The organism is Agarivorans sp. D1326 (assembly GCF_056958115.1).
The window spans coordinates 283,058-308,760 of the sequence record NZ_JBTWEN010000004.1; the positions used below are offsets into that span (position 1 = coordinate 283,058).

Consider the following 25,703-nt stretch of genomic DNA (forward strand, 5'->3'; position numbering starts at 1 on the left):
AGCTTAATCTACTTCGGATGACATCTATGGAACAAACCCCACAGTCTCAACTCAAACTCCTTCTCGCAAAAGGTAAAGAGCAAGGCTACTTAACTTATGCAGAGGTAAACGACCATTTACCTGCTGATATCGTAGATTCCGATCAAGTTGAAGATATCATTCAAATGATCAACGACATGGGTATTCAGGTACATGAAAATGCACCTGATGCCGATGACTTATTGTTGGCCGAAAATACTACCGACGAAGACGCCGCCGAAGCGGCAGCCCAAGCACTTGCTACGGTAGAATCAGAATTAGGCCGCACCACCGACCCAGTGCGTATGTACATGCGTGAAATGGGTACCGTTGAACTACTTACCCGCGAAGGCGAAATCGACATTGCCAAGCGCATTGAAGAAGGTATTAACGAAGTTCAACGCAGTGTTTCTGAGTATCCAGAAACCATTTCTATCTTGCTTGAAATGTACGACCAGTACCAAGCAGAAGAACTAAAAATTAGCGATATTGTAAACAGCTTCATCGACGAAGACGAAGTAGCCGAAGCCGCACCAACAGCGACTCACATCGGCTCAGAGCTTGAAGAAAAAGATCTTGAAGACGAAGACGAAGATGAAGACGAGGAAGAAGAAGACACTGGTCTTGACCCAGAGTTGGTAAAAGAGCGCTTCGACACCTTACGTGAGCAGTACGAAAAAACTCACGCAGCTATCGAAAAGCACGGCCGTATGTCTGCCCGTGCCACTAAAGAGATTTTTGAGCTAAGCGAAATTTTCCATACTTTCCGCCTAGTGCCAAAACTGTTCGACAAGCTAGTAGCCAGCATGCGTACCATGATGGAACGTGTGCGTACTCAAGAACGTCTAATTCTTAAGCTGTGTGTAGAGCAAGGCAAAATGCCAAAACAAGCATTTGTAAAAGCCTTCTCTAAAGACGAAACCAGTGAAGAATGGTTTAACGAGCACAAAACCTCTGCTAAAGATTACGCCCCCGCGTTAATGGAAGTAGACGAAGAAGTGCGCCGTTGTATCTTCAAACTAAAAAGTGTTGAAGAAGAAACTGGCCTAACCATTAACAACATTAAAGACATCAACCGTCGTATGAGCATTGGTGAAGCAAAAGCTCGCCGTGCTAAGAAAGAAATGGTTGAAGCTAACCTACGTTTGGTAATTTCTATTGCGAAGAAATACACCAACCGTGGTTTGCAATTCTTAGACCTTATCCAAGAAGGTAACATTGGCCTAATGAAGGCCGTAGATAAATTTGAATACCGTCGTGGTTACAAATTCTCTACTTACGCAACTTGGTGGATCCGTCAGGCTATTACTCGTTCTATTGCGGACCAGGCACGTACTATTCGTATTCCGGTTCACATGATCGAAACCATTAACAAGCTAAACCGTATTAGCCGTCAAATGCTTCAGGAGATGGGTCGTGAGCCTACTCCAGAAGAGTTGGCGGAGCGCATGTTAATGCCAGAAGACAAGATCCGTAAGGTACTTAAAATTGCTAAAGAGCCAATCTCCATGGAAACACCAATCGGTGATGATGAAGATTCGCACTTAGGTGACTTTATTGAGGATACCACCCTGTCGATGCCAGTAGATGCAGCAACAGGCGAAAACCTCAAGTTTGCCACTCAAGAAGTACTAGCAGGCTTAACCCCACGTGAAGCTAAAGTACTACGCATGCGTTTTGGTATTGGAATGAACACCGACCATACTCTTGAAGAAGTTGGTAAACAGTTTGACGTAACCCGTGAGCGTATTCGTCAGATTGAAGCCAAGGCACTGCGTAAGCTTCGTCACCCTTCTCGTTCTGAGCAGCTACGCAGCTTCTTAGACGAATAGGTGAGCTAAACGGCGAATAAATAAGCGCTTAGTTTCAAACGCATAGACAAGGCTGACATGATTTTTTATAATCCAGCCTCGTTGTTTGAGCTAAGCTCGCAACACCCAATTTGGCCCTTTAGCTCAGCTGGTTAGAGCACACGACTCATAATCGTTAGGTCCACAGTTCAAGTCTGTGAAGGGCCACCATATACAAAGGCGTAGAAGGTTAATACCTTCTGCGCCTTTTTTTGTAAGGTCTGTTCAGCACACAACAAGCTATTGAGAGTAGCTGTTAACTGTCACGCTCAAACTTAAGCGTAATAGTGTAGCCTTGTGGTGTTAGTTATTATCTAGGATTACCAGCAATCAGCCATCTTACAGAGCTTTAAACCGGTAAAGGCTGATGATTTTTTACTTCACGTATAGCAAAGCTACTATCTAACTGGCTTACCATAGTTAAGCGTTGTAGCTCCCTCACCCACTTTTCATAGGCAGCTAAGTCTGCGGTTAATACTTGAAGCAAGTAATCAAAGGCGCCTGAGACAGTATGGCAACTGACCACTTCCGGCATGTCTTTTACTGCCGCTTCAAAGGCCATTACCGGTGCATCTTGGTGTTCCTTTAAACGCACGTGAACAAAGGTAATAATTTGCAAACCTAGCTTGGCTTTATTGAGGTGAGCGCGATAAGCCTCGATATAGCCTTGCTGCTCAAGTAAGCGTAAACGCCTAGCTACCGGAGACGCCGACAAGCCCACTTGTTCCGCCAACTCGGCTGTAGTAAGCCGACAGTCTCGCTGAATCAAATGTAATAGCTCTCGATCAACTTTATTCATCTCATACCACCAGCAAATAAAACCAAAAATTATTTAAACATTAGCAAGCTGAGCTAACAATGAAGCCAAAAATCATGAGTTAAGCCTCCTTTAACCAGCCATCATTAGCAACAATACCTTATCTCCATAAGGATATGAATCATGGCAACAATAAGCCCCACTGCAAGCTTAGCTAACTTGCAGGTTATTCCACTCTCATGCACCCGCCGGCAAAGACGCTCAGGCTTTATTGCAGCGATTGCCACCATTGTTATTTGGTCCATTTACTTTCTATCTTTGCGCAGTAGTGCTTTGTCACCGCTTAGCGTGCTTGAAATAAGCTTATTTCGTTATGTCATTCCAGCAGTTCTACTATGCCCACTGTTGATAAAACGTTGGGCTAAAATTACTGGGGTAGCTTGGCCTTATTTGTTGGGGATGATTGCCGGAGCTGGACTGCCATTTTTCTTGTGCTCCGCCATTGCGATGTCTTATACACCCGTGGCTCAAGGCAGCACACTTGTGCCAGGTGTTGCTCCGTTTTTTGTTACTGCCATTGCTGTACTGGTGTTTAAGCAGCCCTTTGAGCGTTATAAGAAAATGGGTTTAACCGCCATCTTTGTTGGAGTATTGCTGCTGTTAGCTAACAGCTTTAGCCAATCCAGCAGCCAGCAGCTGCTTGGGCAAGCAATGTTTTTATGCGCGAGCTTGTTGTGGGCAATTTTTACTTTGTCTGCCCGCCAAAGTAGTCTTAGCCCACTAGAGACAGCAGCGGTAATTACCGTTCCTAATGCCCTCATACTTATAATTTATACTTGGCTAAACCCAAACCATAACTGGGGTGCAGGGCACGTTCCCTTTTCCGAGTTGCTCAGTCACATGCTGATTCAAGGTATTATTGTTGGGCTACTAGCAAGCTGTTGTTATAGCTTTGCCATTAGCCGCTTAGGTGCAGAATTAAGTTCGGCCTTGGGCTCACTCACCCCAGTATTAGCATCGCTGCTGGCCTTTTGGCTGTTTGCTGAAAACCTCGACCCACTAACAATATTCGGTATTATAAGCACTGTCATTGGCGTTGTGATTGCCAGTGGATATAAGCCGAGCAAAGTGCTTGCTTTACACCTTAAGGAATAACCATGTTTGCTAATCTTCCGGCCGCAAAAGATGATCCTATTTTGTCATTAGGCTTAGCCTTTAAAGATGACCCTCGCAACAACAAAATTGACCTAGGCATAGGGGTTTACCGTAACGAGCATGGCGCTACGCCGGTAATGAAAGCGGTAAGTATTGCTCAGCAACGTTTATTGGATCAGCAAACCACTCAGGCCTATATTGGCTTAGCGGGGAACGCCAGTTACAACCAAGCCATGTTAGGCTTATTGCTTAAGGGCACCGACGCTTTTTCACGGGCGATAGCCATGCAAACCCCAGGGGCCAGTGGCGCATTACGTTTACTGGCCGATCTTATCGCCAGTGCCAAACCGAACGCCAAAGTATGGCTGTCTAACCCCAGCTATGTGAACCACCAACCCATAATGCAAGCAGCAGGTTTGGATGTGGGCTTTTACCCCTATTTCGACCCTGTTAGCAAGCAAGTTGACGAGCCAGCGATGTTAGAGCAAATCGCTAAGCTAGGGCCCGATGACGTATTGTTATTACATGGTTGCTGTCACAACCCCACTGGCGCTGACATCTCTTTTTCTGCTTGGCAAAGCATTGCTGAACTTGCACTCAAAAATGGCTTTTTGCCTTTTGTTGATTTGGCTTACCAAGGCTTTGGCCAAGGTTTAATCGAAGATATCCAAGGCTTACAACACCTCTCTCAACAAGTCCCGGAGCTGCTGATTGCCAGCTCAAACTCAAAAAGCTTCGGTTTGTATCGTGAACGCAGTGGTGTAGCCATAGTAGTGGGAGAAACCTTACAACAAGCCACCAATGCCCGCGGAAAACTATTTGAGCTAGCACGTCGCAGCTACACCATGCCACCCAACTGGGGCGCAGCTATTGTGGCCGAGATCCTAAACGATGCTCTGCTAAGCCAACAATGGCAGCAAGAGCTAAATCAAATGAGCCAACGCATGCGTGATTTACGCCAATGCTTAGTGCAGGAGTTTGCCCTGCAATCGGGCAGCGAGCGCTTTAGTTATCTAACCCAGCATCAAGGCATGTTTTCGTTAACCGGGTTTAACCAGCTACAACTTGAGCAACTGCGCGAGCAGCACGCTATTTACATAGTGAGTGGTGGCAGAATAAACGTAGCAGGTTTAGCTAAAACCTTTATCCCACGTTTAGTGGAGTCCTGTTTAGCGGTGGGTGTTTAACCATGGACTCACCACGCTAATAAGCTAGACGACAACTCAGAAACAAATTAACTACTTCACCAAACTGATCTATCCGTAAGTATCTCGAGTAATTAATACAGAGACTTACGGAGATGATGGTGAGAGCATGAAAAGTTTTCTGATTGTAATTGCAGCTTGTTTAGGCTTAATCGGTTGTAGCCATTCTCCGTACTACAACCCCAAGTTAGGCGGTGAAATTAATCTACCTGGCAAAGAATATGACAGTTTCTTTATTGAGTCAGACTCGGGTAACCAGCTACATACAGTACTTGTTTCCGCCGACTCATTGAACAGCCAAGGCATTGTTGTTCACTTTCACGGAAACTCTGGCAACCTTAGCGAAACAGTAGAAAAGTACCTTTGGGTAACCGAACAAAACTACGACTTGCTACTGTTTGACTACTCTGGCTACGGCAACTCAAGCGGAGTACCCAACTTCGATAACCTAAGGTCAGACGCGAAAACTATATTCCGCTTTGTAGAACAACAGTTTTCAGCGATTCAAAATTATCAACTTATCTCAATAGGCACTTCTCTGGGGGGAGCAGTAATGCTTGATGGTTTATTGGACTCTCAACAACGCGAGTTGTTTGACCTCGTAGTTGTTGACTCATCTTTCCACAGCTTTCCTGAGGTGGCTAAACACGTGGTAGAGCAGAACAGTTTAGGGTTTCTTGGCTCTTGGTTAATACCATTAGTTATTGATACCTCTCACGACCCATTACCAAGACTTCATCTATTAAGTGATACTCAGATTCTATTTGTGCATTGCGAAAGCGACGCGTTAATTCCCTGGCAGTTTAGTGAAAAGATGTATCAAGGTAGTAAAGTAGAAAAGTCATTCGAGCTGTTAGAAGGCTGCAACCACGCTAGAACATTTACACCGGAATCGGCTTCAAACAGACCACTATTATTGAGTTACTTTGATGAGATATCGGATGAAAACATCCCGTTAGAATCTCTTTCCAAAATTGAAAACTAAGGGGATATCAATTCCATCGTTAGGTTGATAAAGATTAGCATTGGAGAAGTGCTTGTAAGACAAAGCCAAGTTCCAATTACTAGGCTGATGATTTAGCCCTAAACCAACCTGAGCTTGAAATGCAAAATGCTTAGCTTGAGTTCTAGTCCCTAAATTCTTCTCACTAAGATAGGTAGGTGCTAGCGCCCTAACAAAAAACCAAGGTTGCCACTCACCATAAGGGGTCGCCAATAAGGTTAACTGAGGATATAAAGAGACTGCGTGTAAAGAGCGATTATGTTCATAGTCTGTCCCCACATAGCTGTATCCAACACCTAGGCTTAACCATTGCTTTTCACTACGCTTATAACGATAGAACTCGTAGTCTAGCCCGACCGTGTAGTTGCGCTGACTAACTTCTGCACTTGGTTGAGGCCCATAGCCAACATTAACACTCATGAAATTTGTGTCATTAGCTGTCACTTTCATACTGAAGATTAACAGTAGTACTGCGCGAAAATAGAGCTGTGTCATCCATGATTCTCTTGTGGGAAGAGCTAAGGGGGTCGACATATTCGTCAACCCCGCTAAGGCTTATTTTTGAATAGAGGCTTTACCTAGTTCTGTTTGAATATCACCGCTAAGGTTTTTTACCCACCCCTTATATTTGCGATGAATATATCCAGAGGCTGGGTTGTATTTCATGTTGTCACTATCACGATATAAAATGTCATACTGCCCATCGTGCAACTTAATATCTACCGCAACGTAGTGCGAGCGCACGTAAATCTCTGCAAACATTAAATCTGCTTGCTCTTCTTTAATGACCCAATTACGTTTTAGGCCAGCCTTTACCATAAGTGATTTTACTTCATCTTGTGTCAGGTTATCCGGAATAGACTGATTCAATAAAGGCTTAGGCGCAACAGCCTTTTCGTTAGATTCAGCCATGACAGCTAGAGGGGTGAGAAATAGCGTTGCCACTATAGATAACATACTAATTGCGCGTATCATTTTTCGTCCTTGTTGTAGATCATTTAGGGTTATTCTGTTGGTAACTGGCACTTGATTAAGCTGTGTCCCCAGCCAATATTGTCTATCTGTTCGGCTATCTCTAAACCTGCTTCGTGAATACACTCAACAAAATCTTGTGCTCTATAGAAGCGACTGTTGCCATTGGCTAAACAAGTAAAATAAAGAGAAGTTGCATTTAAACTATGAGCACCGGCCTCATGGCTTTGTCTATCGGGAAATAATTCCAAGATATAGATACTGCTAGAGGTACTCATCGCCGATTTAACCCGGCTCAAAATAGATACTATTTCCTTTGGTGAGAAGCAATCTAAGAACTGGCTCATCCAATAAACATCCGCATGCTTAGGTAATTCACAGCTAGGATCCAGCATATTGCACGCCACACCTTCTATGCGGTCAGCAAAGCCGTGTTCAGCTGCATTTACTTTTGCCATTGCCAATTGCTGAGGTAAATCAACAATAGTCATAGAGACATCAGCATTGTAATCACAACACTTAATCGCCCACTTACCAGTATTACCCCCGATATCTACTATCTTTGAAGGTTGATTCGCAAACACAATTTCAAGCAACTTAGGGAATGCTTTATCGGAATAAAAGTGATCAAAGTTGAACCAGCTCTGCTTTGCAGGCTCCGGCAAGGTCGATAGGCCTTCGTATATAGTGTCCCATTCGCCAAGTTCTTTTAATCCCGCGGGAGTACCTTCGCTAATGGCTTCAGTAAGGTGTTGTAAGCCGGCATAACATACATCAGCTGTGAAATCCATGTTTGCCCTAGTCATGCCGTCATGCTCGATAAAGTAGCCCATTTTAGTCAGAGCATAAACTTGCTTATCTGCGCTCCAGGTCACCAGGCCTGCACTTAAGCCCATATCAAGTAAAACCTTAACGCCGTAAGTACTCACACCTGATAGTTGAGTAATATCTTCTGCATTTAAGCCTTTATCCCCAGCATCATCCAGTGCACTAAGAATTCCCAAATCTCGCAGGCTTCGTGCAGTGTGAAAGGCGACAGGAGCAAAAGCCAAACGCTGCGCCTGCTCAATAGCATCCACTGCTTTTAACTTATCTTTTGTATAAAAATCCACGTACTACTTCCTAATGTTTTCTTAACACATCCAGCGCTTGAATATGAGAGAGGTGTTTATTCCGCCGAAAGCAAAGTTATTACTCATAACAAAGTCGGTCTTTATGTTTCGTCCTGAGCCAGTAATGTAATCCAAGCTGGCGCACTCAGGGTCAACGGTATTAAGATTAACGGTGGGGGCAAACCAGCCACTGTTCATCATTTCAATAGCAAACCACGCCTCAAGGGCTCCACAAGCCCCTAAGGTATGTCCAAAAAAGCTTTTCATTGAACTAATAGGCACCTGCTTATTTAAGGCTTGATGCGTTGCGTAACTCTCTGCAATATCACCTTTATCAGTTGCTGTACCATGGGCGCTTACATACCCAATCTGCTCACCACTCACTCCAGCATCTTGCATTGCCATCTCCATCGCAATCTTCATGGTCGCGCTTTGAGGTTGAGTAACATGAGTCCCATCAGAATTAGTACCAAACCCCACCAACTCAGCATATATTTTGGCGCCACGTGCTTTAGCGTGTTCCAAGTTCTCCAAAATTAGTGTTCCTGCACCTTCGCCAATCACTAAACCGTCACGATTTTTTTCAAATGGGCGAGGAGTGTTTTTAGGGCTTTGATTTTGAGTGCTAGTTGCAAAAAGAGTATCAAACACTACTGCTTCTGAGGGGCATAACTCTTCAGCTCCTCCAGCTACCATAAGTTGCTGAGCTCCTGACTTAATGGCTTCGTAGGCATAGCCAATTCCTTGGCTGCCTGAGGTACAAGCACTCGAACTAGTAATAACTCGACCTTTTAGCTCAAAGAACACCCCTAAGTTTACCGGAGCTGTATGACTCATCATTTGGATGTAAGTTGTTGAAGATATTCCCTTGCAGTTACCATTTTTAAGCATATCGCCAAAATGCATAATCGGTGTTGTGCTGCCAATTGACGAACCATAAGAAACGCCCATTCGCCCGTCTTTAATCCTCTCATCATCTAGCAAGCCAGCCTGAGTTAATGCTAACTCTGTCGCTCTTGTTGCCAATAACGAAACACGCCCCATGCTTCTAACTTTCTTTCTTGGGTATTTGGGTAACTCATAGTCGTCAATAGGCGCAGCTAGCTTAGTATGCATATCTGAGAAGCGCTCCCACTCGGGCATATAACGCACTGCATTTTCGCCTAACTTAAGCTTCTCCTGAATGTCATCCCAACTTTCACCAAAAGCAGTAACGCCGCCCATTCCAGTAACAACAACTCGATGGCTCACGCGATGCCTCCATTTACTGAAATGACCTGACGAGTAATGTAAGCGGCATCTTTAGACATAAGAAACGCCACAGTACCGGCGACTTCTTCCACATCACCTAGGCGACGCAGAGGAATTTGCTTCTTAAGCTCGTCCAGTGGCAAATCGGCCATCATGTCAGTATCAATTAAGCCTGGAGCCACGCAGTTTACGGTGATTTTTCTTTTGGCCACTTCTAAGGCTAAGGCTTTAGTAGCTCCAATAATGCCTGCTTTAGCAGCGCTATAATTAACCTGCCCCCGATTACCCACTTCGCCTGACAGTGACGACAAAGTAATGATTCGACCACCTTTTCGAGTTTGAATCATCGGCATAAGCAATGGGTGTAACACGTTATACAAGCCATCTAAGTTGGTATGTATAACACCATCCCACTCTTGCTCGGTCATTGCTGGAAACGCATTGTCTCGAGCAATTCCCGCATTCAGTACTACCCCAAAATAGGCGCCGTTTTCCGCAATATCCTCATCGATAGATTGTTTAGATAACTCTCGTTGGCTGATGTCGAAAGGAAGTAAGTAGCTGGTAGCCGAGAACTCGCTAACAGCGCTTAAGGCTTGCTTTGCGGCTTCATGGTTGCCCCGATAGTTGATAACAACTTGGTAGCCCTCTTTAGCCAGTCGAATTGCAATTGCCCTTCCTATACCCCGGCTTGCTCCCGTAACCAATACGCGCGGTTTATCACTCATATTAACTTCCCTTAACAAACTCAACCGCATTTTTTGGTTGATAAACATTCAAATGTGCACTGGTCAACATTGAGCCATCTTCGTCAATAACTTCACATGCACAGACCGCTAATCCATCTTCTTCGGCGTATATTCTTTCTGCTGATATGGTCAGCTTTGTGCCCAGTGAAAACTCACTACGTTTAAGCTGACATTTTCGAGTACCGATAAGAAACCCAACCTCAACTTCTTGCTGTTTAGCTTTAGCCTCTAAACCAGCCAACGCTGCAACAGCTTGAGCCATATATTCTATTGATACATAGCTAGGAACAGCTTGCTTCAAATCATTGAAAAGGTGACTATTTTCGCCGATCTCAACTTCACAATAAATTTTATCTGCCTGCCAGCTTACTACTCTATCGAGAAGAATCATCGGTGCTGTGTGAGGTAATACTTCAGCAATGCTTGGTAAGGGTTCACTCATTTTCAATATCCTTAAGGCCTAGACATACCACGGCATTGCTCCCACCAAACGCAAACGAATGGCTTAGAGTCGTACTTATTTTTTTGCTTTCTACGGTAAGGGTTTGTTCAAAAACCAAATTAATTGAAGGCAGCTGAGGGTCTAAAGCATAATCAGCATGCATTGCTGGTATTTGCGATTTACCATTAAACGTTGAATTTAACAGCAGCCAGCATAAAGCGTTTTCTATAGCGCCCGCAGCTCCCAAGGTGTGACCAGTTTGATGCTTAGTCGAAGAGCAATATGTAGCATTGCCAAAAACTCGCTCTACCGCTAATGACTCCATTCGGTCATTCAACGGAGTCGCTGTGCCGTGCAAGTTAATATAATCAATTTGAGCGGGCTCAAGCTCGGCCTCTTGCAACGCCGCCAGCATGGCGCTTTCGGCTCCAAAACCCTCGGGCTGAGGGGCCGACATATGATGAGCATCTGAGCTCTCTCCTACTCCCAATAAATTCACCTTTGCAGCTGCTTTAGTCATGATGAATAATGCTGCACCTTCACCAATGTTGATTCCATCTCTAGCTTCACCAAAGGGTTGAGCATCATTTTTAGCCACTGACTCTAGGGCAAAAAAACCATTCAAGGTTAATTTGCACAAGCTATCAACTCCTCCCAAAATAACCGCGTCGGTCAAACCACTAGCTAAAAGGTTTTTAGCTGAAGAAAATACCTTCGCACTTGATGAACAGGCAGTTGAAATACAATAAGCAGGCCCCGTTAAACCAAGTCTCTTGCTTAGATAGAGAGACGGTGTACCCATTTCTTGCTGGGCATAATGAAAGGCGTCAGGAAATTGCCCATTTAATCGCTCAGATAAAGCGCGCTCGCCTTCGGCAACGCCTGAGGTGCTAGTTCCCAATACCACCGCTATTCGTGAGCGGCCATATTGCTCAATAAGTTGTTCTACTTCATCCTCAATCTGCTGCAAGGCAGCTTCAAGTAACTGATTATTTCTACTAGCAAGCTGCGGAAAACGAACATCACAATCTGGCAATTCAGCTTGCACCGCACCAACAAGTACTTGTTCACCCGGAACTAAATCGCTACGCAGTTGGCATGTATCTTTTTTCCCAGATAACCAATTCTCCCAAACTTGCTGTTTATTGTTACCCAATGCACAAATCACTGCCATTGCAGGTAAACCATACGCTTTACTCATGGTGATGCACCTTAAGTGTAGAAATTTCAATCTGATAGTTTGCAGTAAGGTTATTAATACTCACATCGCTATGCCATTGCTTATCACTTTGATAAAGCACTACCGCGACAAGCTCATCATCTAGATACAACTTTCTACAAGATAAACCTTGCTGGCATATTGTTTGCTCAACCATCCAGCCTCCACTAGCAAGTTGTTGGTTTAAACGAGGCACCGGCCAGTAAACTAATTGCATATCTGCCAGTATTCTTTTAGCTATTCCATCATCAACTAAGGGAATGTAGTTCTCTTTTACAAGCTTTTTTCCGTCGTATTCAAGTTTAAATAGAGGTGTAGAGAATCCGTCAAAAGCCAACAGTTCTAGAGCGTATGGCTTTATGTCCATGTGAACTAACATTTGTTGCTTCTTTTCATTAAAAGCGAAGCTCACAAGTTGTTCTACTGCGACTGATTCACCAAGTTCGGCTGGGGCAAGCAAGTCACGAGAGATATTGCTTGTGGGGGGCGTATTGATAGAGCACCCCGTTAGAAATACAAGCAAGCCTAGCAGAACGACTTTTATCATCTTTCTGACTCCTTTGCAGACTCGACAAATAGAGGCGCAAGTAAGTAACTACAGGCGATACCACTCAATACCACCACACCAAAACCCGACAATGCGGGAGTGGTGCTTAAAGCCAGCAGACCAAAAGCCAGTAAGGTTGAACAAGCCGCCAAGCTAGTGGCCATAACAATTCGATAACTAGGTTTAGTACTAAGTTGATAAAATAAGGAATAATCCAAGCCCACTCCAAACACCAACAATAAGGCCAAAATATGAAATAGACTGACTCCCTGCCCTAACCAGCCCACAGTTGATAAAGCAAAGAGTACAGCTAGTGTAGGAGTTGCCAAACAACGTAAAGCTTTTAACTTTGGTAAACGGATAAGTAATAACGTACTAATGACCACTAACACAACCAACAAAAGGGTTGAAGCTTGGCTTCTTAACACATTTAAAGAGAGCGAAATTTCTGCCACAGGGTCGACAAACTCAACCCCCTCAATGGTTTGGGCCAGCTCTTCTAATTGACTCAGATTTTGAACATCAAAAAGGCTTACTATTGATGCTTGCTGTTTTCCATCGCTAAGCCAAAAATCTTTAAAAACATGGTTGGCAGGTGCCGCCAAAAATAGCTCAGGCGTTAAAACCATAGCGTCACTTACCTCAAACTTTCCTTGAGCTTTTTCCACTAGCGCTTCGCTATAACCCATTTGTTCAAATAGACTTGGTAGCTGCTGATAAAACTGCTGAACCAGCCGCCAATTATGCAGCTGCTCATCCACTGTTGGAATAATTTCACTTAAGCCCCACGCCTTACCCAAACCTTTTTGTTCAATCACAGTGCTTAAACGCTCAAGTAACCGCTGTTCTGTTTGTAAAACCCGTTCGGCACTTTGTCCTCTCACCAAGAAAAACTGGTTCGCTTGACCGTTTTGATACATCTCCATTAACTGCTTTTGCTGACGCTCTACCTCAGGAAAGCTTCCTCTTAACTGCCTGAGATCATTTTCGGCTCTAAGCTGAAGTAACCCGCTAGCAATCAAAGCCACCAATGCAACCCAAAACCACGCTTTAACGCTTAACTGTGTAACATTCCGGGACCATCTAGCCTTTGGCATTTGCGCGCATATCACAGGTGCTAACAAATATAACGATAGAGCAGCACCAAACAAGCCTGCGGCGCAAAACACTGCCATCTGCTGAATACCCTGCATGTTTACAAATAGCATCGATAAATAAGCAAGCACACTACTACAAGCACTTAAGCCTAAAGCAGGTGAGATTCGTTTTAAGGTTGTTAGCGCAGATACTTGCTTACCAGCATGCTCCGCAGAAAAGTGAAAAGAATAATCAATGGCTATACCTATTAAACTGGCGCCAAATACTAAGGTAAGCAAATGTAGCTGCTCAAAGAACAGACTTACCATAGCTAACGCCAACAATAAGCCGCCTAACAGACTTAGACAGGCAAGAGTTAAGGGCTTGATAGAACGAAAAAACATAAGAATGATTAAGCAAATCACAAGCATTGACGACCCGCCAATAGTGCTCATTTCAAATCTTGCTTGTTGAGTTGCTGCATTCGCATGAAACAACAAACCAGCTTTGAGCAACGAGGCACCTTCAAATTCCCTCTCAAGACTTTTACTGCTGTTATCTATCGCACTTATTAACTTACCTTGTTGAGAAGGTGAAAAGACGTTTTTGCTTACCAATAGCTCTATCAAGACCCAATATTTGCCTGCTGATTGAGTAAGTAAATAGCCATTATCATTAGAGAGGGACAAACTGGCAAAACCATCTAATTGTTCGAGGAATAGAAAAAACGGATCTTCAATAATTGTTGAAGAAGTAACCAAGCTTGCGGGAGACCACAACTGGCTCTGCGCTTTTGCAATAAGGGCAGCATAATCACCATCACTCAAAGCTTGCTTCTGCTGCGGACTGAGACGAGAAAACCTATACGGGTATAAGCTTTTGGAGATCTTTGCTCCTTGGTCTAGTCGTTGTAAAACAACCTTGTCAAAAGCTTCAGTTTGCTCAACCTTGTTTGAGAATGCCTTGGCAGCTTGTATCGCGGTAGCTTTGTTCTCATGCCCAACAGCAATAAAGTTAAGCCCTTCTAACTTAGTCTCTAGCTGCTGCCTAGCCACTAGACCAAGAGGATCTGCCATAGAGTCTGGCAGCATTGCCCTAATATCACTATTTACGCTAATCCCGTCACTTTGATGAACAATAACCAAAGTACTTACAGCAATAAGAACCAGCCAAATCAGCAAAAACCGTTTATTCATTTAGCCAACTTAGCTCCTGTTCGGAAAGCGCTCGCTCTTCCGATTTAACTAAATGAATAGTTAGCTGGTCGTCATTTGCTTGATGCATCTGGATACTGTTTAAAAAAGCAGAACCACGTAATTCAATGTCATTTAAAGCACCCTGCACCTTGGAGTCTTTGGGCATCAATTTAATCTGCCAACTACTTGCACTTGAGCCTTCTAGCAGCAACACCTCAAACTGCTTAGATACGGCTTGCCATTGACCAAGAATAACTTGTTGCATCATCGGAGCCCAAGCACTGAGCATGTGCTCCGCAGCTTCTGGGAGGTCTATCAGCTCACCTTCATTATCAAGCTGTTGTACTTTTTTTGGGGTTACAATTAGAGTTTGTTTGATTGGGAAGTGCTGTTGCCAAAGTACACCATTTTGCAAAGTGAGCAATAACTCGCCATGACTTTCTAGCGGCTTGTTCATTATCTTTAGCTGTCTTAGCTGAGTGTAACTGGCGCGATACTGCTCGCCACCTGACAGTGATATTTGTTGCAAAAACTCAGAGTCTGAATGAATAGGTAACCAGTTTTTCTCACTAGCCTGAAGACATGAAATACTAAAACTACACACTAAAAGCAGTGTTAAATAACTGTACCTAAGAAGCACTACGAACATATTCCCAACCTAGCCAATCGAGAGAGCAAAGCTTCTGGCGAGACAAAACACATTTCTTGATTGCTTAGATCGACCGCAACTTGAATGGTGTACCCTTTAGTCAATACCGCATTGGTGAGCTTATCTACAATCCGGTACTCTATCTTTAAGCGATTCTCAAATTCTGTAAGCCCCGCTTCTACCACCAATACTTGTTCAAAAGTACTGGTTTTTACATATTTAAGACGTGTATCGACAATAGGCCAAACGTAACCTGAAGCTTCCATCTCACGATAGCTATAACCAATTTTGTCCAACAGGGCACAACGTGCCTGCTCAAAGTATCTGAGGTAATTCCCATGCCAAGTCACCCCCATGGGGTCAGCATCATGAAACGGCACTGTTACTTCCACTTGGGCGTTGATTAACGCTTCCACTAGCAATACAACTCCCACTTACGTTGCTGTAACTGCTCAACAGTATTGCGAAGTTCTGTTTCTAAAGGTCGATCTTCTTTTACCAAATTGAAGTCTTCCATTACTTGCTGGTAGTTGGCACGAACTTCATCGTTCAAACTTTCCAGATCCAGCTCACCTTGTTGCATGCGGATAGTGACAGCTTGGTGCACCGCCAACCAACCGGCTGCAATAACTTGCTCTGTAAGTTCGAGTACTCGTAAGCAATCTCTTGCAGCAATAGTTCCCATACTGACTTTATCTTGATTATGACACTCGGTTGAACGTGAAAAAACACTGGCAGGCATAGTTTGCTTGAGTGCCTCAGCTGTCCATGCAGAAGCGCCGATTTGTACCGCTTTAAAACCATGATTGATACAAGCCCGCTCTTTAGATGCAGCACTTAAATTTCTTGGTAGCCCATTGTTAAATTTCTCATCCATTAACAAGGCAAGCTGGCGGTCAACTAGATCCGCCAAGTTAGCGACAGCATTCTTCATGCTGTCCATGGCAAAAGCTATGTGCCCACCATAAAAGTGGCCACCATGTAATACATGTTCACCATCGCCATCGATAATCGGGTTGTCATTGGCACTGTTTAGCTCAGTTTCTATAAACTGGCGCATAAAAGGCAGGGCATCCCTTAGCACACCAATAATGTGCGGAGCACAACGTATAGAGTAGCGGTCTTGCAGTCGCTCTGAGTTTCTAGGATGTTCATGATGATTTAGATCATTGCGGATCCATTCAGCCACTTGGTTTTGGCCCGGGTGAGGTTTAACCGCAAACAGTAGCTCATCAAAGTGATTAGAATTGCCTTTTAATGCTAGCGATGCCAGCGCGGTTATTCGACTAGAAACTTGGGTAAGGTACTCCGCCCGACGATAAGCCAAACAGGCAAGTCCCGTCATCACCGCAGTACCATTCATAATGGCTAAGCCTTCTTTCGGCCTTAAGCGAATCGCTTCTATACCCAGCTCGGCAAATACTTCATAGCTTGCTCGGCGCTGCCCCTTATAATAAACCTCTCGCTCTCCCATCAAGACAGCGGCGACGTAAGATAGAGGAGTAAGATCGCCAGAGGCTCCCACAGAACCTTCCGAGGGAATGACAGGCATTATGTCGTGTTTCATCAACAATTCGAGTTGCTGCAACAAACGATAGCTAACACCGGACTTAGCTAAGGAAAGAGAACTTAAACGGCTAGCCACCACTGCTCTAGCCTCATTAGGTTTTAACTCTTTCCCCATTCCACAGCCATGAAAACGGGTTAAATGCAGTGGCAGCTCTTCTACTAAATCCAGCGGAACAACAACGGTACAACTATCGCCATAACCAGTAGTTACGCCGTATATTGCACCATCTTCCTCAAGTAGGCGGTCTAAAAAATCAGCTCCCCGCTCTACTTTGGCGACATAGTCAGGACGAGTGTTTAAGCAAGCCAATTGCGGCCTTCTGCTCAACAGCTCTACTTGCTCTATAGTGATGGATTCTTGCCCAAACACCACTTTGGCATCAGAGTTTACTACTTGTTCAGCATGTTGCTGCGACGACGCGATATCAGCCTGAGTCATCGAATTTGTCCTTTAGTCACGGTGTCCTTGGAATCTGGACACCAAAAATCAAAAAAATTAAACCATTGAAGGGGGTAACGTGCGGCAAGTGTTTCTAAGCGACTCGCATAAAGCTCACTAGCTTGCTCTATTCGCTGCTTGCGTTCTTTCCTGTTTGCCCCCAAATTATCACTCACTTTGTCAAAATACATATGGTAGCGACCACTTTGCTGTTGCATGCAAAACAAACTAAATACTGGGCAGCGCAACAGAGCAGCAATAATAAAGGGTCCCTGTGGGAAAGGTGCCAGCTCACCTAGAAACGAATGGTAATTCACTCTGCCGTAACTATCTGCCGGGGTTCTATCTGCTGCGATGGCTACTAGTTCACCATTCTCCACATATTCAGCTAAGCGGATACCAAGGTCTGGTGTGAACTCTGAAATGTGAATTAAATTCAGTTGAGAATCTGGATTAAGCTCTGAAAGAACCTTGTTAAATTTATTAGCATTCTCTGTAAGCACCACAACATTAATTCGAGTTCGATATTCAGTCTCAGCTAGGGCTCTGCACATTTCTATGTGACCTAAATGAGAAGTTAGTAATACCGCGCCCTGCCGGCTTTGTAATAGCTCTACCAAGATATTTTTATTTGGGAAATCGACTTCAGCTCGCGAGGCTTTTTGCGCCCAAGCGTCTAAACGATTTAAAGAGGCATTACCAAAACTTAAAAAGTGAGCAAAGCTATTTACCCAAGTGATTTTATCGCTCATCGCACTATCTTGATGTTTAGCCACTTTTTGCAGAAATGCTTGTGAAGCATTACGTGTCGCCCTGCCACTCACAAAAAAATATACAATGGCTGGATACAACAATAATTTAGCGAGATAACGTCCACCCAACCGATAACCTTTAAGCGTTAGCTTTAGCCCCCACAAACTGCCCCTTTCTGCCATAGAGGACCAGTGAGCTTGTTTGCGTTTACGCCAAATAAGCCTAGGTAAACGAAATAACATGCCAAAAAACAACTTGGTATGCATCTTACTAATCAGCCAATTGTCTTCCCAGGGCTTAAAATGACTAAGCCCTTGTTCAGGGTAAATCACTTTAGTTGGCACTTGAATAATTGGTGTTGTTTGCCAGTAATGTCTCACAAGAACTTCAATATCAAAATCCATGCGTTTGCCTAGATTTACCGAGTTAAGTAGCTTAACTGTTGAATCAAGAGGATAAACTCTAAAGCCACACATACTGTCTTGCAGCTCCAGGCTTAAAGTTTCTATCCATACCCATACATGAGTGATATATCTGGCGTAGTAACGTGCTTTAGGCACAGAGGCATCATACTCAGGCACTCCCGTAACCAACGCATACGGGCTTGACTTAGCTAAGTCTAAAAATCGATTTATGTCTGCCAAGTTATGCTGGCCATCGGCATCAATTTGTAAAGCATGGCTGTAACCCAGACTAGCAGCTTGACGCAAGCCAGTCATAACCGCTCCACCTTTACCTTGGTTCTGCTCATGCCTAAACAATTGAACATGTTCAAATTGATTAGCTAATTGAGATAAGTAATCTGCAACGCTTGCATCGCTATAATCATCAACTAAAACAATAGGCAAAGAGATACTAGTGATTGTTTCCGCAATTGCATTGGTGTGGTTGTAGTTTGGGATAACCACACAGGGCTTAAACATCAACAGCCCCTAGAACTACTCTTCCACTGCTATACTTGTTGTCTTCATCAAAGTAGTTAAAGTAAAGTTTACTTTTCTTTTCATCAAAACGAAGAGACAGTTGAATGCTGCGATCTGGTTGCATTACATGTTGATATTTCAGCACTTCTAAGGCAGAAACTTCATTACTAACACCCAAGTAACTTGCAGCGAACTCAACAGCCCAGTGAAGTTGAGCCACGCCAGGAACAACAGGCAGATTGGGGAAATGACCTTGTAAACAAGGTAGCTCAGAAGCAATATTCAAGCTTAAGGTAAAAGTGTCATCAGTTTGCTGAACAAGTTCAACACTCGGCCTACCAAAGTCCTTCATGTAAACAACGACCTCATTTTTGCTAGTTGACGCTTACCTTGTGAGTTAACCATCAAATTGTCTATATAACGCCACTTTCTAGGCAATGTCACCGTCTCAAAATAATCAGCTAAATACATACGTAGTGTTTTGTTCACCGCGTGTTTGCTCGCCTTTAATTGCTTTAAACCACAGTTGTTTAGAACAACAACAGCTGCAATACAATCGCGAGAAGAAGATAGTGTTAGTAAATCACACTCTATTACCCATTGGTGTTTTTCCAAGAGTCGAGACATCTGATCCAAACAAACACGCTTTTCAGCAATTTTAACAATTCGGTCTAAGCGCCCTAAGAGCTTAAATCCATCGCCACTTTCTTCAACCGCATCATCCATCTCATACCATCGTTCTAGATCAACTAAGTATGGAGATCTAATTTGCAAAGCATTGTTTGCAGATACTCGCCATTTAATACACTGAAATACCGACCAGTGTTGTTGAATGAGCTGATTTCTATAGGCTACCCCCCCTGTTTCACTGGAACCAAAAACTTCAGTCGGCGCTAGCTGCCATTGTTGAGCAAGCAACTTAACCGTCTCATCTTTTAGAGCACCACCAGAACTGAAACAGTATTTCGGGCTGTTTTCTAATGGCGCTATTTGGCGGCTTAAGTGTTCTAAAAAAGAAGGGCTCGATACAAAGCTAATGCTTTCTTTTACTGCAAAACGGTAGTCTTCGATATATTTAATCGGGCGAACTTGCCATACTCGTTGTGAAAGCAAAGGCCAGAGAACAGTAAATAGTAAGCCGTAAATATGCTGATGGGAAACGCTGCCACAAATGGTGGTTTTATCTACGTCTTCGCCAAAGCAGCTTTCCAGTGTTTCGACCTCAGCTTGCAATTGTCGCCATTTTTTTACCACTAGTTTAGGTTCGCCAGTACTTCCCGAGGTATACAAAAATATCTCTTGCTCAGAGCCTACATCTCTATAGATATCTTTATAATCTTTTGTTTCAGATAGGCTTTTATAGTCGGTATACACATCTGGTTCATGCTGGCCTACATTTCTGTCTGCACATACCGCATCGAGCTCTTGCGCGAGCTTCTTAAGAGTTTCAACTTGAAGATTTGGCGGTAATACTGGTGTTTTACCGGCCAGTAATAAGGCAAAAAAGCAACAAGAAAAATCAAAGCTGTCATCAGCAAACAATAACCAATGTTGATAAGGCAAGGCTTCTATTTGTTTATACTTACTGTAAACCTGTTCCCACCAATCCTGATTCGAGAGTTCAGTATCGCGGATTGCGGTGGTGTAAGTGATAGAAAGAGGAGGGAGGCTAATCTTATTCATTGTATTGTTCTAGTTTCGAAAGCTTTCTATAAAGCCATTCTCCAATTAACAAACAGCCCATCAAAATGTAACTAATGAATCCGTTGTATAAAGTCCATGCCTCGATGCTGCCCATGAAAATAGTCCAAGCACTCACCGTGGCATTTAACATAAAAAATGCCATCCAAAGTTTGGTCAGTTGCATGAAATAAGGCCTAGCCGCAGCTGGAATGTTTTTTCTTCCAAGTCGGGCAAACTTTTCAATCATTGGCTGCTCACTGCGAAGACTAAGAGCAAACACTGCCAACAAAACTAAATTAACCAGTAAAGGGTATAACTTAAACCAAGTTTGCTCTTTTGATAAAAGCGCAACAGCTATGAGAACGATACCCACCATAGCTAACACCTTTTGTTGTTGAAACACTCCTTTAGACCGCCATGTCAGCAGTAGCCTTAAACAAAAAGCGCCGAGTAACAAACCGCCAATCATTTGGAAGGAGTATAAGCTTAAGCCAAAATAAACAATCAGAGGGTAAACCGCTAATGCGATAATAACCAAGGCTCTAACAATGCGACTTACCATCAGTTTTTAAGCAGCATTACTAACTAACTGCTCTAAAGCGTCAATGACATCAGCCACTGTTCTAGCAGACTTAAACTCATTCGGTTGTATTTTCTTACCAGTTAGTTGCTGCAGTTTCACAACTAAGTCGACTGCATCAATACTATCCAAATCTAAATCTTGATAAAGGTTAGCTTCCAAAGAAATATCTTCCTCAGCTACCTCAAACTCGCTGGTCAAGATGTCTTGTAGCGCTTGATAAATTTGTTCTCTATTCATAGTAACTTACGCCGCTTTTTTTTCTTGTTCAATAAACTCAGCCAGAGCCTTTACACTGGAAAAGTGTCTTTTTGTATCTTCAGAGTTGGCATCCAATTTAATTTGGTACTTTTTCTTTATCGCTAGTCCAAGTTCTAAAGCATCTATTGAATCTAAGCCTAAACCCTCTACAAATAGTGGTTCATCGGTTTCAATATCAGAGATCTCAACATCTTCTAGTTCTAGTGCTTCAATAATAAGTTGTTTAAGTTCCTGCTCTAATAAATTCATTGGCAGTTAAGTTCCTTGTAAAAATGTTGCTGTAAGTATCTAGTTAACGCTCTTGCTTTCCGTGAATCACTGTTTTCGTCTTCACAAACATCTTGGGCGAAAATCGTATCCCCTATATCCAACGAGAAATGCGGTTTTTGTGCCGGTATTGAGTACCAAGGCTCTGACTTAGTTAAAGTAGTAGGTGACACACGAATCGTCACAGGTAAGAAATCAACGGCACAGCGCAACGCTATATTTGCCGCACCTCGTTGCATATTTAGGTCTTCACCTGGGGTAGTTCGAGTCCCTTCGGGAAAAATAATAAGACTTGCCCCCTTGGCGAAGCTACGTTGACAAGCACTTAAAACTAGTTCGGGCTCGGCTCCATTTTTAATGTAGCCCGCAGCAGAGATAATCATCGACATACATGGATTTCTCCACAAGCTTTGCTTAACAATACAACTAGTCTCTGGTAAATGGGCAATTAACAAAACTACGTCGATAAGCGATGGGTGATTAGCAATCACCAGCTTCCCAGCAGAGTGCTTTAACTTCTCTCTGTTTGAAACCGAAACACTAAGCACTCCCAAAAACTGCATCATTTTTACAAATGACTTAAAAATGAAATGCACGACGAGTTGATTACGAGCTGTTTTATCTTTCGAAGGCAAGATGTACAACAGCGGAAATAAGGTAATAGAGAATAAAACGCCCAAAGCACCAAAGCTGAAGAATGAGAAAGCGGTCATTAATAAACGCCAATAATACCCCACTTGCTTACTCATCCTTCAAATCCCAAATCCACTTTTGAGCTTCTAACTCTAACTCAAAGTAATCTTCTGATTTAGATAGTGCAGCTATAAGCTGACTAGCTAAATGCCTAGGTGATTGTAACGAGCTATCGTCATCCGCAATTAACTTAGCATGCCAGCCAAATTCAGCAGCGGATAGGATACAAGCAAACGCCGCAAGCTCTTCTTGCTCGTCAGCGTACGCTTTATAAATTTCGGGTAAAGGCTCATCGACATAAACCAACAAAACCTTTTCTTGGTAGCAAATTGATTGACTAATAGCTTCAACAAAAGCCATTGCTAGAGAATTTCGCCCACTAGTGACTACCGTTGATGGCGCAGTATTCTTCTGGTTGATCGAATACAACCCGCTTGAAGTGTTATAAACAGACTGACTAAATTTCGCGGGGGACAAGGGTGAGCCTTGAGTAAGCTCTAATAGCAAATCTAAAGTGCGGTGAAGCTCACCATGGCGAGAAGAAAAAACGCTTCGAATCGCTCGGGGATTTGGAAGTATGTCTAAAATAACCCTCAATGCCATTTTACTTAAAAAACTAAAGCGTCTTCTTTGCATAGGGGGGATTTCAGGTAACTGGGGGGTAGCTGCCACACCATCGTTAATAGTGGAATTCCAACTAGTCCAACTTTCAATTTTAAAAACAGCGTCCATACTACAACTTAAAAAAATAAAATTAACGACAACGTTAAGTCACTCCATGTGACTTTATATTTACAACTTTTACTTCAATTAAAACCAGTCTAATTATTTCGATTAATTGTATCGTTTAAGCCATAAAAAAGCACTAAGTTTGGATGAAAACCTTAGACGTGAGCGATGGTTAAAGCATAACCTATTGGAGCTATTGAGTTTTTCAACATAAGTCCCTTATATACTCTCTGTTTACTGCAAACCACCGGTAAAGACTTCATATTGGATGGTGTTTGACAGGAGAACACCTTCCAAGCTGCTTCTTTTCTTGTCCACCATTGGTAAAACTCAGCTAAACTTGTCGGCTCAATAGGTTCTATAGAATGGCGTATTTCGAGCCACATTTCAGCATATGGCCGAGGTTTAATTCTTTCAATATCTATTCCACAAGGCACAAGGCAAGCCATAGCAGCAACATATTCACCACTATGACTTAAACTTAAATAAGCCTTTTCGTTTATTTCTTTATCAATAAAAGGCTGCCCGAATTTATTTCTTTTAATACTTCCATAAGAAATAGACTCATCAAGTAACGCACTCGCACAGTCAGCTAAGTTCTGATTACAAAATTGTTTAAACTCAATTCGCGTTAAATCATTAGGCACTTCGCTAATGATTACTTCATTCATAGTCAAATTAATATTTTTACATTAACAATTGGCATAAATATACACCCACCAAGAAACACTTACGTAACAATTAAAAACTAAGCAGGAGATTTAGCCTTGGCTTTTAAGGCTAACTCCAACTTATCATTGAGTGTTACGTTCGCTTGGCTTAGTTGACTAATATCTTGGTGCGCTTCAGCAATTTCTCGTTGTAGCTGACGATTAGCTAACTCACCAGCTTTTAGCTTGTCTTCCAACTCGTTTAATTGACCCTGCAAGTTACCACTGTCAATTTGAGCATCAAGGATTTGCTCATCTAACTGGCTCAAGGCTTGTTTAGTTAACGAGTGTCCCTGCTGCTCTTTACGGTAGTTAGATTCGAGCGTCACCAATTGCTGCTTAAGCTCTTTAAGTTGATGTTCCTTGTCCAGTAAGCGGCTATCGGTATCAGCCATGCTATTGCTTAACTCAAGCTGAGAGTTAGCTGCTGCAAGTTGCTTACGAATTTGATCTAACTCGGAAGTAGCTTCTAGGTATTTAGATTCTACTTTTTCTACTCGCTCACGCAGCTCTTGTTCTTGTTGCTGCGTTTTCTCTAGTTCTGGAAGTACTTGCTCTAGCTGAGCTTCTGCGCTTCGACTCACAGTATCTAAAGCCTGTTTATCACCACGCAACTCTTCTAGCTCTTGGTTCACAATCTGTTGTTGCTGAGTTAACTCTTGAATTGTTTGGGCATCTTCTAAACAACGCTGCTCTAATGCAATCAGCTTTTGAGAAAGCTCTTCTTCACGTTCCGCTGCGGCTGCTAATTCACTACCATCGGCAGCTTGTTCTTGCAGCTCAGAATGGGCTTGTTTAGCAGCGGCTAACTCTTGGCTTAGTTGCTCGACTTGTTCAGTTAGTTGCTGCTGCTCTTTACGCTGTTCGTCACTTTGCTGCTGTAATGTTTGGCTTTGCGTATCCTGCTCTTGCAATTGTTTCTGTTGTTGCTCAAGCCTTGTTTGTAGCTCTTGATTGGTCGCCTCTAAGCCTTGCTTAGTTTTCACCAAGCTAGTCATTCGTTCACTTACATCACAGTGTTCTTCGGTAAGCTGTTTGGTTAGCGCTAACTCTTTGTCTAGAGCTTCACTCATTTCTCCCAATTGCTTGCGCAAAGCCTGTTCCACTTCAGTTTGCTGTTGCTGGGCTTCTTTACCATTTTGCTGGTAAGCCTCTAGCTCTTGTTGATTCTCTTGTAGTTGCTGCTCAAGTTCTAGCTTTGCTACCTGCAAGGTTTGTAAGGTTTGTTGGTCATTTTCGGCTGCTTGTAGCTCAGCTTGAAGGCTTTGAACTTGTTGCTCAAGCTGTTGATACTGCTCCTGGTAGCTTTGAGTGCTTTGTTCGCTATCATGTAGGGCTCGCTGTGCGTCTTTAAGCTGCTGATCCTGCTCTTCACTTTGTTGTTTAGACTTATCTAACTCACCAAAAAGCTCGCTAGTTTTGGCTGCTGCTTGCTCTAATTTTTCACGCAGTTCTTGGCACTCTTGCTCGGCACTTTTTTGTAGCTTTGCGGCTTCATCAAGTTGCTGGCGGTGCGCCACAATAAGGGCCTCGCGGCCTTCTTCCCAGCCTTGCTGTTTTTCTTGGGTAAGCCGCTCGATTCTTGCTTCTGTTGATTGCGCCAACTGCACAAACCAATCATTTAGTGAATTAGCGAAACCATTCGGCAATTGCGCAATGGCATGTTGCTGCTGATAAGTTTTGGTTAGCTGTTTTTGAGCACTGGCTTTAGCCTGCTCAATAAGCTGCTGAGAGGGGGGCTCTCCATTATGCTCGGTTAAAAAATCCACCAAGAATGCTTCATCAAATGAGCCGCCTTCAGCGAGCATTTGGTGAACCAAGAAATCTATATTTTCAGCGTCCATGACCTTTCCCTTTGAGCTTGTTCGCAACAAACCCAACACTGCTATGTTGG

27 protein-coding genes and 1 tRNA gene are annotated in these 25,703 nt (G+C 43.3%); 5 read left to right on the forward strand and 23 right to left on the reverse strand.

Annotation, left to right across the window (positions count from 1 at the left end):
* The first annotated feature begins 26 nt into the window (after positions 1–26).
* Positions 27–1,850 (forward strand): RNA polymerase sigma factor RpoD, encoded by a 1,824-nt coding sequence (rpoD, locus tag ACYFDN_RS10010; RefSeq protein WP_016403356.1) that lies wholly within the window; start codon positions 27–29, stop codon positions 1,848–1,850.
* Between the two features lie 112 nt (positions 1,851–1,962).
* Positions 1,963–2,039: transfer RNA gene (locus ACYFDN_RS10015), tRNA-Ile, on the forward strand.
* A 178-nt stretch (positions 2,040–2,217) separates the two neighbouring features.
* Here ACYFDN_RS10015 and ACYFDN_RS10020 read toward each other — a convergent pair.
* A complete protein-coding gene (locus ACYFDN_RS10020; protein WP_483510960.1) occupies positions 2,218–2,667 on the reverse strand; it encodes an Lrp/AsnC family transcriptional regulator in 450 nt (149 codons plus the stop codon).
* Between the two features lie 141 nt (positions 2,668–2,808).
* Between ACYFDN_RS10020 and ACYFDN_RS10025 the strand changes: the two genes are divergently transcribed.
* The 3 genes from ACYFDN_RS10025 to ACYFDN_RS10035 all read left to right on the forward strand — a co-directional run bounded on the left by ACYFDN_RS10025 (position 2,809) and on the right by ACYFDN_RS10035 (position 5,970).
* Positions 2,809–3,780: a DMT family transporter gene (locus ACYFDN_RS10025; RefSeq protein WP_483510962.1), complete on the forward strand. Its 972-nt coding sequence runs from the start codon at positions 2,809–2,811 to the stop codon at positions 3,778–3,780.
* 2 nt (positions 3,781–3,782) lie between these two features.
* Positions 3,783–4,967, forward strand: a complete 1,185-nt coding sequence (locus ACYFDN_RS10030) for an amino acid aminotransferase (protein WP_483510963.1) — start codon at positions 3,783–3,785, stop codon at positions 4,965–4,967.
* A gap of 127 nt (positions 4,968–5,094) precedes the next feature.
* Positions 5,095–5,970: an alpha/beta hydrolase gene (locus ACYFDN_RS10035; protein ID WP_483510964.1), complete on the forward strand. Its 876-nt coding sequence runs from the start codon at positions 5,095–5,097 to the stop codon at positions 5,968–5,970.
* Here the strand turns inward: ACYFDN_RS10035 and ACYFDN_RS10040 are convergent.
* The 22 genes from ACYFDN_RS10040 to ACYFDN_RS10145 all read right to left on the reverse strand — a co-directional run bounded on the left by ACYFDN_RS10040 (position 5,941) and on the right by ACYFDN_RS10145 (position 25,653).
* Positions 5,941–6,483 carry an acyloxyacyl hydrolase gene (locus ACYFDN_RS10040; protein WP_483510966.1) on the reverse strand — a complete coding sequence of 181 codons (543 nt, stop codon included), beginning with the start codon at positions 6,481–6,483 and terminating at the stop codon, positions 5,941–5,943. The two genes, ACYFDN_RS10035 and ACYFDN_RS10040, sit on opposite strands and share 30 nt — an antisense overlap.
* A gap of 60 nt (positions 6,484–6,543) precedes the next feature.
* The gene (locus ACYFDN_RS10045; protein WP_483510967.1) at positions 6,544–6,963 is read right to left on the reverse strand and encodes a hypothetical protein; all 420 of its coding nucleotides are present in this window, start codon (positions 6,961–6,963) and stop codon (positions 6,544–6,546) included.
* A gap of 29 nt (positions 6,964–6,992) precedes the next feature.
* Complete coding sequence (locus ACYFDN_RS10050) at positions 6,993–8,072, reverse strand: methyltransferase (protein ID WP_483510968.1); 1,080 nt, start codon at positions 8,070–8,072, stop codon at positions 6,993–6,995.
* Positions 8,073–8,093: 21 nt separating this feature from the next.
* Positions 8,094–9,323, reverse strand: a complete 1,230-nt coding sequence (locus tag ACYFDN_RS10055; protein WP_483510969.1) for a beta-ketoacyl-ACP synthase — start codon at positions 9,321–9,323, stop codon at positions 8,094–8,096.
* On the reverse strand, positions 9,320–10,051 hold the full coding sequence (gene fabG, locus ACYFDN_RS10060; protein WP_483510970.1) for a 3-oxoacyl-ACP reductase FabG: 732 nt from the start codon (positions 10,049–10,051) through the stop codon (positions 9,320–9,322). Before fabG ends, ACYFDN_RS10055 begins: the two co-directional genes overlap by 4 nt.
* Position 10,052: 1 nt before the next feature.
* Positions 10,053–10,514: a hotdog family protein gene (locus ACYFDN_RS10065; protein WP_483510971.1), complete on the reverse strand. Its 462-nt coding sequence runs from the start codon at positions 10,512–10,514 to the stop codon at positions 10,053–10,055.
* Complete coding sequence (locus ACYFDN_RS10070) at positions 10,507–11,715, reverse strand: beta-ketoacyl-[acyl-carrier-protein] synthase family protein (RefSeq protein WP_483510972.1); 1,209 nt, start codon at positions 11,713–11,715, stop codon at positions 10,507–10,509. Before ACYFDN_RS10070 ends, ACYFDN_RS10065 begins: the two co-directional genes overlap by 8 nt.
* On the reverse strand, positions 11,708–12,280 hold the full coding sequence (locus tag ACYFDN_RS10075; protein ID WP_406610454.1) for a DUF3261 domain-containing protein: 573 nt from the start codon (positions 12,278–12,280) through the stop codon (positions 11,708–11,710). Before ACYFDN_RS10075 ends, ACYFDN_RS10070 begins: the two co-directional genes overlap by 8 nt.
* Positions 12,277–14,553, reverse strand: a complete 2,277-nt coding sequence (locus ACYFDN_RS10080) for an MMPL family transporter (protein WP_483510973.1) — start codon at positions 14,551–14,553, stop codon at positions 12,277–12,279. Before ACYFDN_RS10080 ends, ACYFDN_RS10075 begins: the two co-directional genes overlap by 4 nt.
* Positions 14,546–15,202 carry a LolA family protein gene (locus ACYFDN_RS10085; RefSeq protein WP_483510975.1) on the reverse strand — a complete coding sequence of 219 codons (657 nt, stop codon included), beginning with the start codon at positions 15,200–15,202 and terminating at the stop codon, positions 14,546–14,548. The genes ACYFDN_RS10080 and ACYFDN_RS10085 overlap by 8 nt, the downstream gene beginning before the upstream one ends.
* The gene (locus ACYFDN_RS10090) at positions 15,193–15,618 is read right to left on the reverse strand and encodes an acyl-CoA thioesterase (RefSeq protein WP_221074795.1); all 426 of its coding nucleotides are present in this window, start codon (positions 15,616–15,618) and stop codon (positions 15,193–15,195) included. Before ACYFDN_RS10090 ends, ACYFDN_RS10085 begins: the two co-directional genes overlap by 10 nt.
* Complete coding sequence (locus ACYFDN_RS10095) at positions 15,618–17,210, reverse strand: HAL/PAL/TAL family ammonia-lyase (protein ID WP_483510976.1); 1,593 nt, start codon at positions 17,208–17,210, stop codon at positions 15,618–15,620. Before ACYFDN_RS10095 ends, ACYFDN_RS10090 begins: the two co-directional genes overlap by 1 nt.
* Positions 17,207–18,886: a glycosyltransferase family 2 protein gene (locus ACYFDN_RS10100; protein ID WP_483510977.1), complete on the reverse strand. Its 1,680-nt coding sequence runs from the start codon at positions 18,884–18,886 to the stop codon at positions 17,207–17,209. Before ACYFDN_RS10100 ends, ACYFDN_RS10095 begins: the two co-directional genes overlap by 4 nt.
* Positions 18,879–19,238, reverse strand: a complete 360-nt coding sequence (locus tag ACYFDN_RS10105) for an ApeI family dehydratase (protein WP_406610448.1) — start codon at positions 19,236–19,238, stop codon at positions 18,879–18,881. Before ACYFDN_RS10105 ends, ACYFDN_RS10100 begins: the two co-directional genes overlap by 8 nt.
* A complete protein-coding gene (locus ACYFDN_RS10110) occupies positions 19,235–20,569 on the reverse strand; it encodes an AMP-binding protein (protein WP_483510979.1) in 1,335 nt (444 codons plus the stop codon). Before ACYFDN_RS10110 ends, ACYFDN_RS10105 begins: the two co-directional genes overlap by 4 nt.
* Positions 20,562–20,945, reverse strand: a complete 384-nt coding sequence (locus tag ACYFDN_RS10115) for a COG4648 family protein (protein ID WP_483510980.1) — start codon at positions 20,943–20,945, stop codon at positions 20,562–20,564. Before ACYFDN_RS10115 ends, ACYFDN_RS10110 begins: the two co-directional genes overlap by 8 nt.
* A gap of 192 nt (positions 20,946–21,137) precedes the next feature.
* Entirely contained in the window at positions 21,138–21,389 is a 252-nt protein-coding gene (locus ACYFDN_RS10120) for an acyl carrier protein (protein WP_221074801.1), read from the reverse strand.
* 6 nt (positions 21,390–21,395) lie between these two features.
* Positions 21,396–21,659 (reverse strand): phosphopantetheine-binding protein, encoded by a 264-nt coding sequence (locus tag ACYFDN_RS10125; RefSeq protein ID WP_221074802.1) that lies wholly within the window; start codon positions 21,657–21,659, stop codon positions 21,396–21,398.
* Positions 21,656–22,426 carry a lysophospholipid acyltransferase family protein gene (locus ACYFDN_RS10130; RefSeq protein ID WP_483510981.1) on the reverse strand — a complete coding sequence of 257 codons (771 nt, stop codon included), beginning with the start codon at positions 22,424–22,426 and terminating at the stop codon, positions 21,656–21,658. The genes ACYFDN_RS10125 and ACYFDN_RS10130 overlap by 4 nt, the downstream gene beginning before the upstream one ends.
* Positions 22,419–23,102 (reverse strand): beta-ketoacyl synthase chain length factor, encoded by a 684-nt coding sequence (locus ACYFDN_RS10135; RefSeq protein ID WP_483510982.1) that lies wholly within the window; start codon positions 23,100–23,102, stop codon positions 22,419–22,421. The genes ACYFDN_RS10130 and ACYFDN_RS10135 overlap by 8 nt, the downstream gene beginning before the upstream one ends.
* Positions 23,103–23,254: 152 nt before the next feature.
* A complete protein-coding gene (locus ACYFDN_RS10140; RefSeq protein ID WP_483510983.1) occupies positions 23,255–23,770 on the reverse strand; it encodes a 4'-phosphopantetheinyl transferase family protein in 516 nt (171 codons plus the stop codon).
* A gap of 77 nt (positions 23,771–23,847) precedes the next feature.
* Positions 23,848–25,653: a coiled-coil domain-containing protein gene (locus ACYFDN_RS10145; RefSeq protein WP_483510984.1), complete on the reverse strand. Its 1,806-nt coding sequence runs from the start codon at positions 25,651–25,653 to the stop codon at positions 23,848–23,850.
* Positions 25,654–25,703 lie beyond the last annotated feature (50 nt).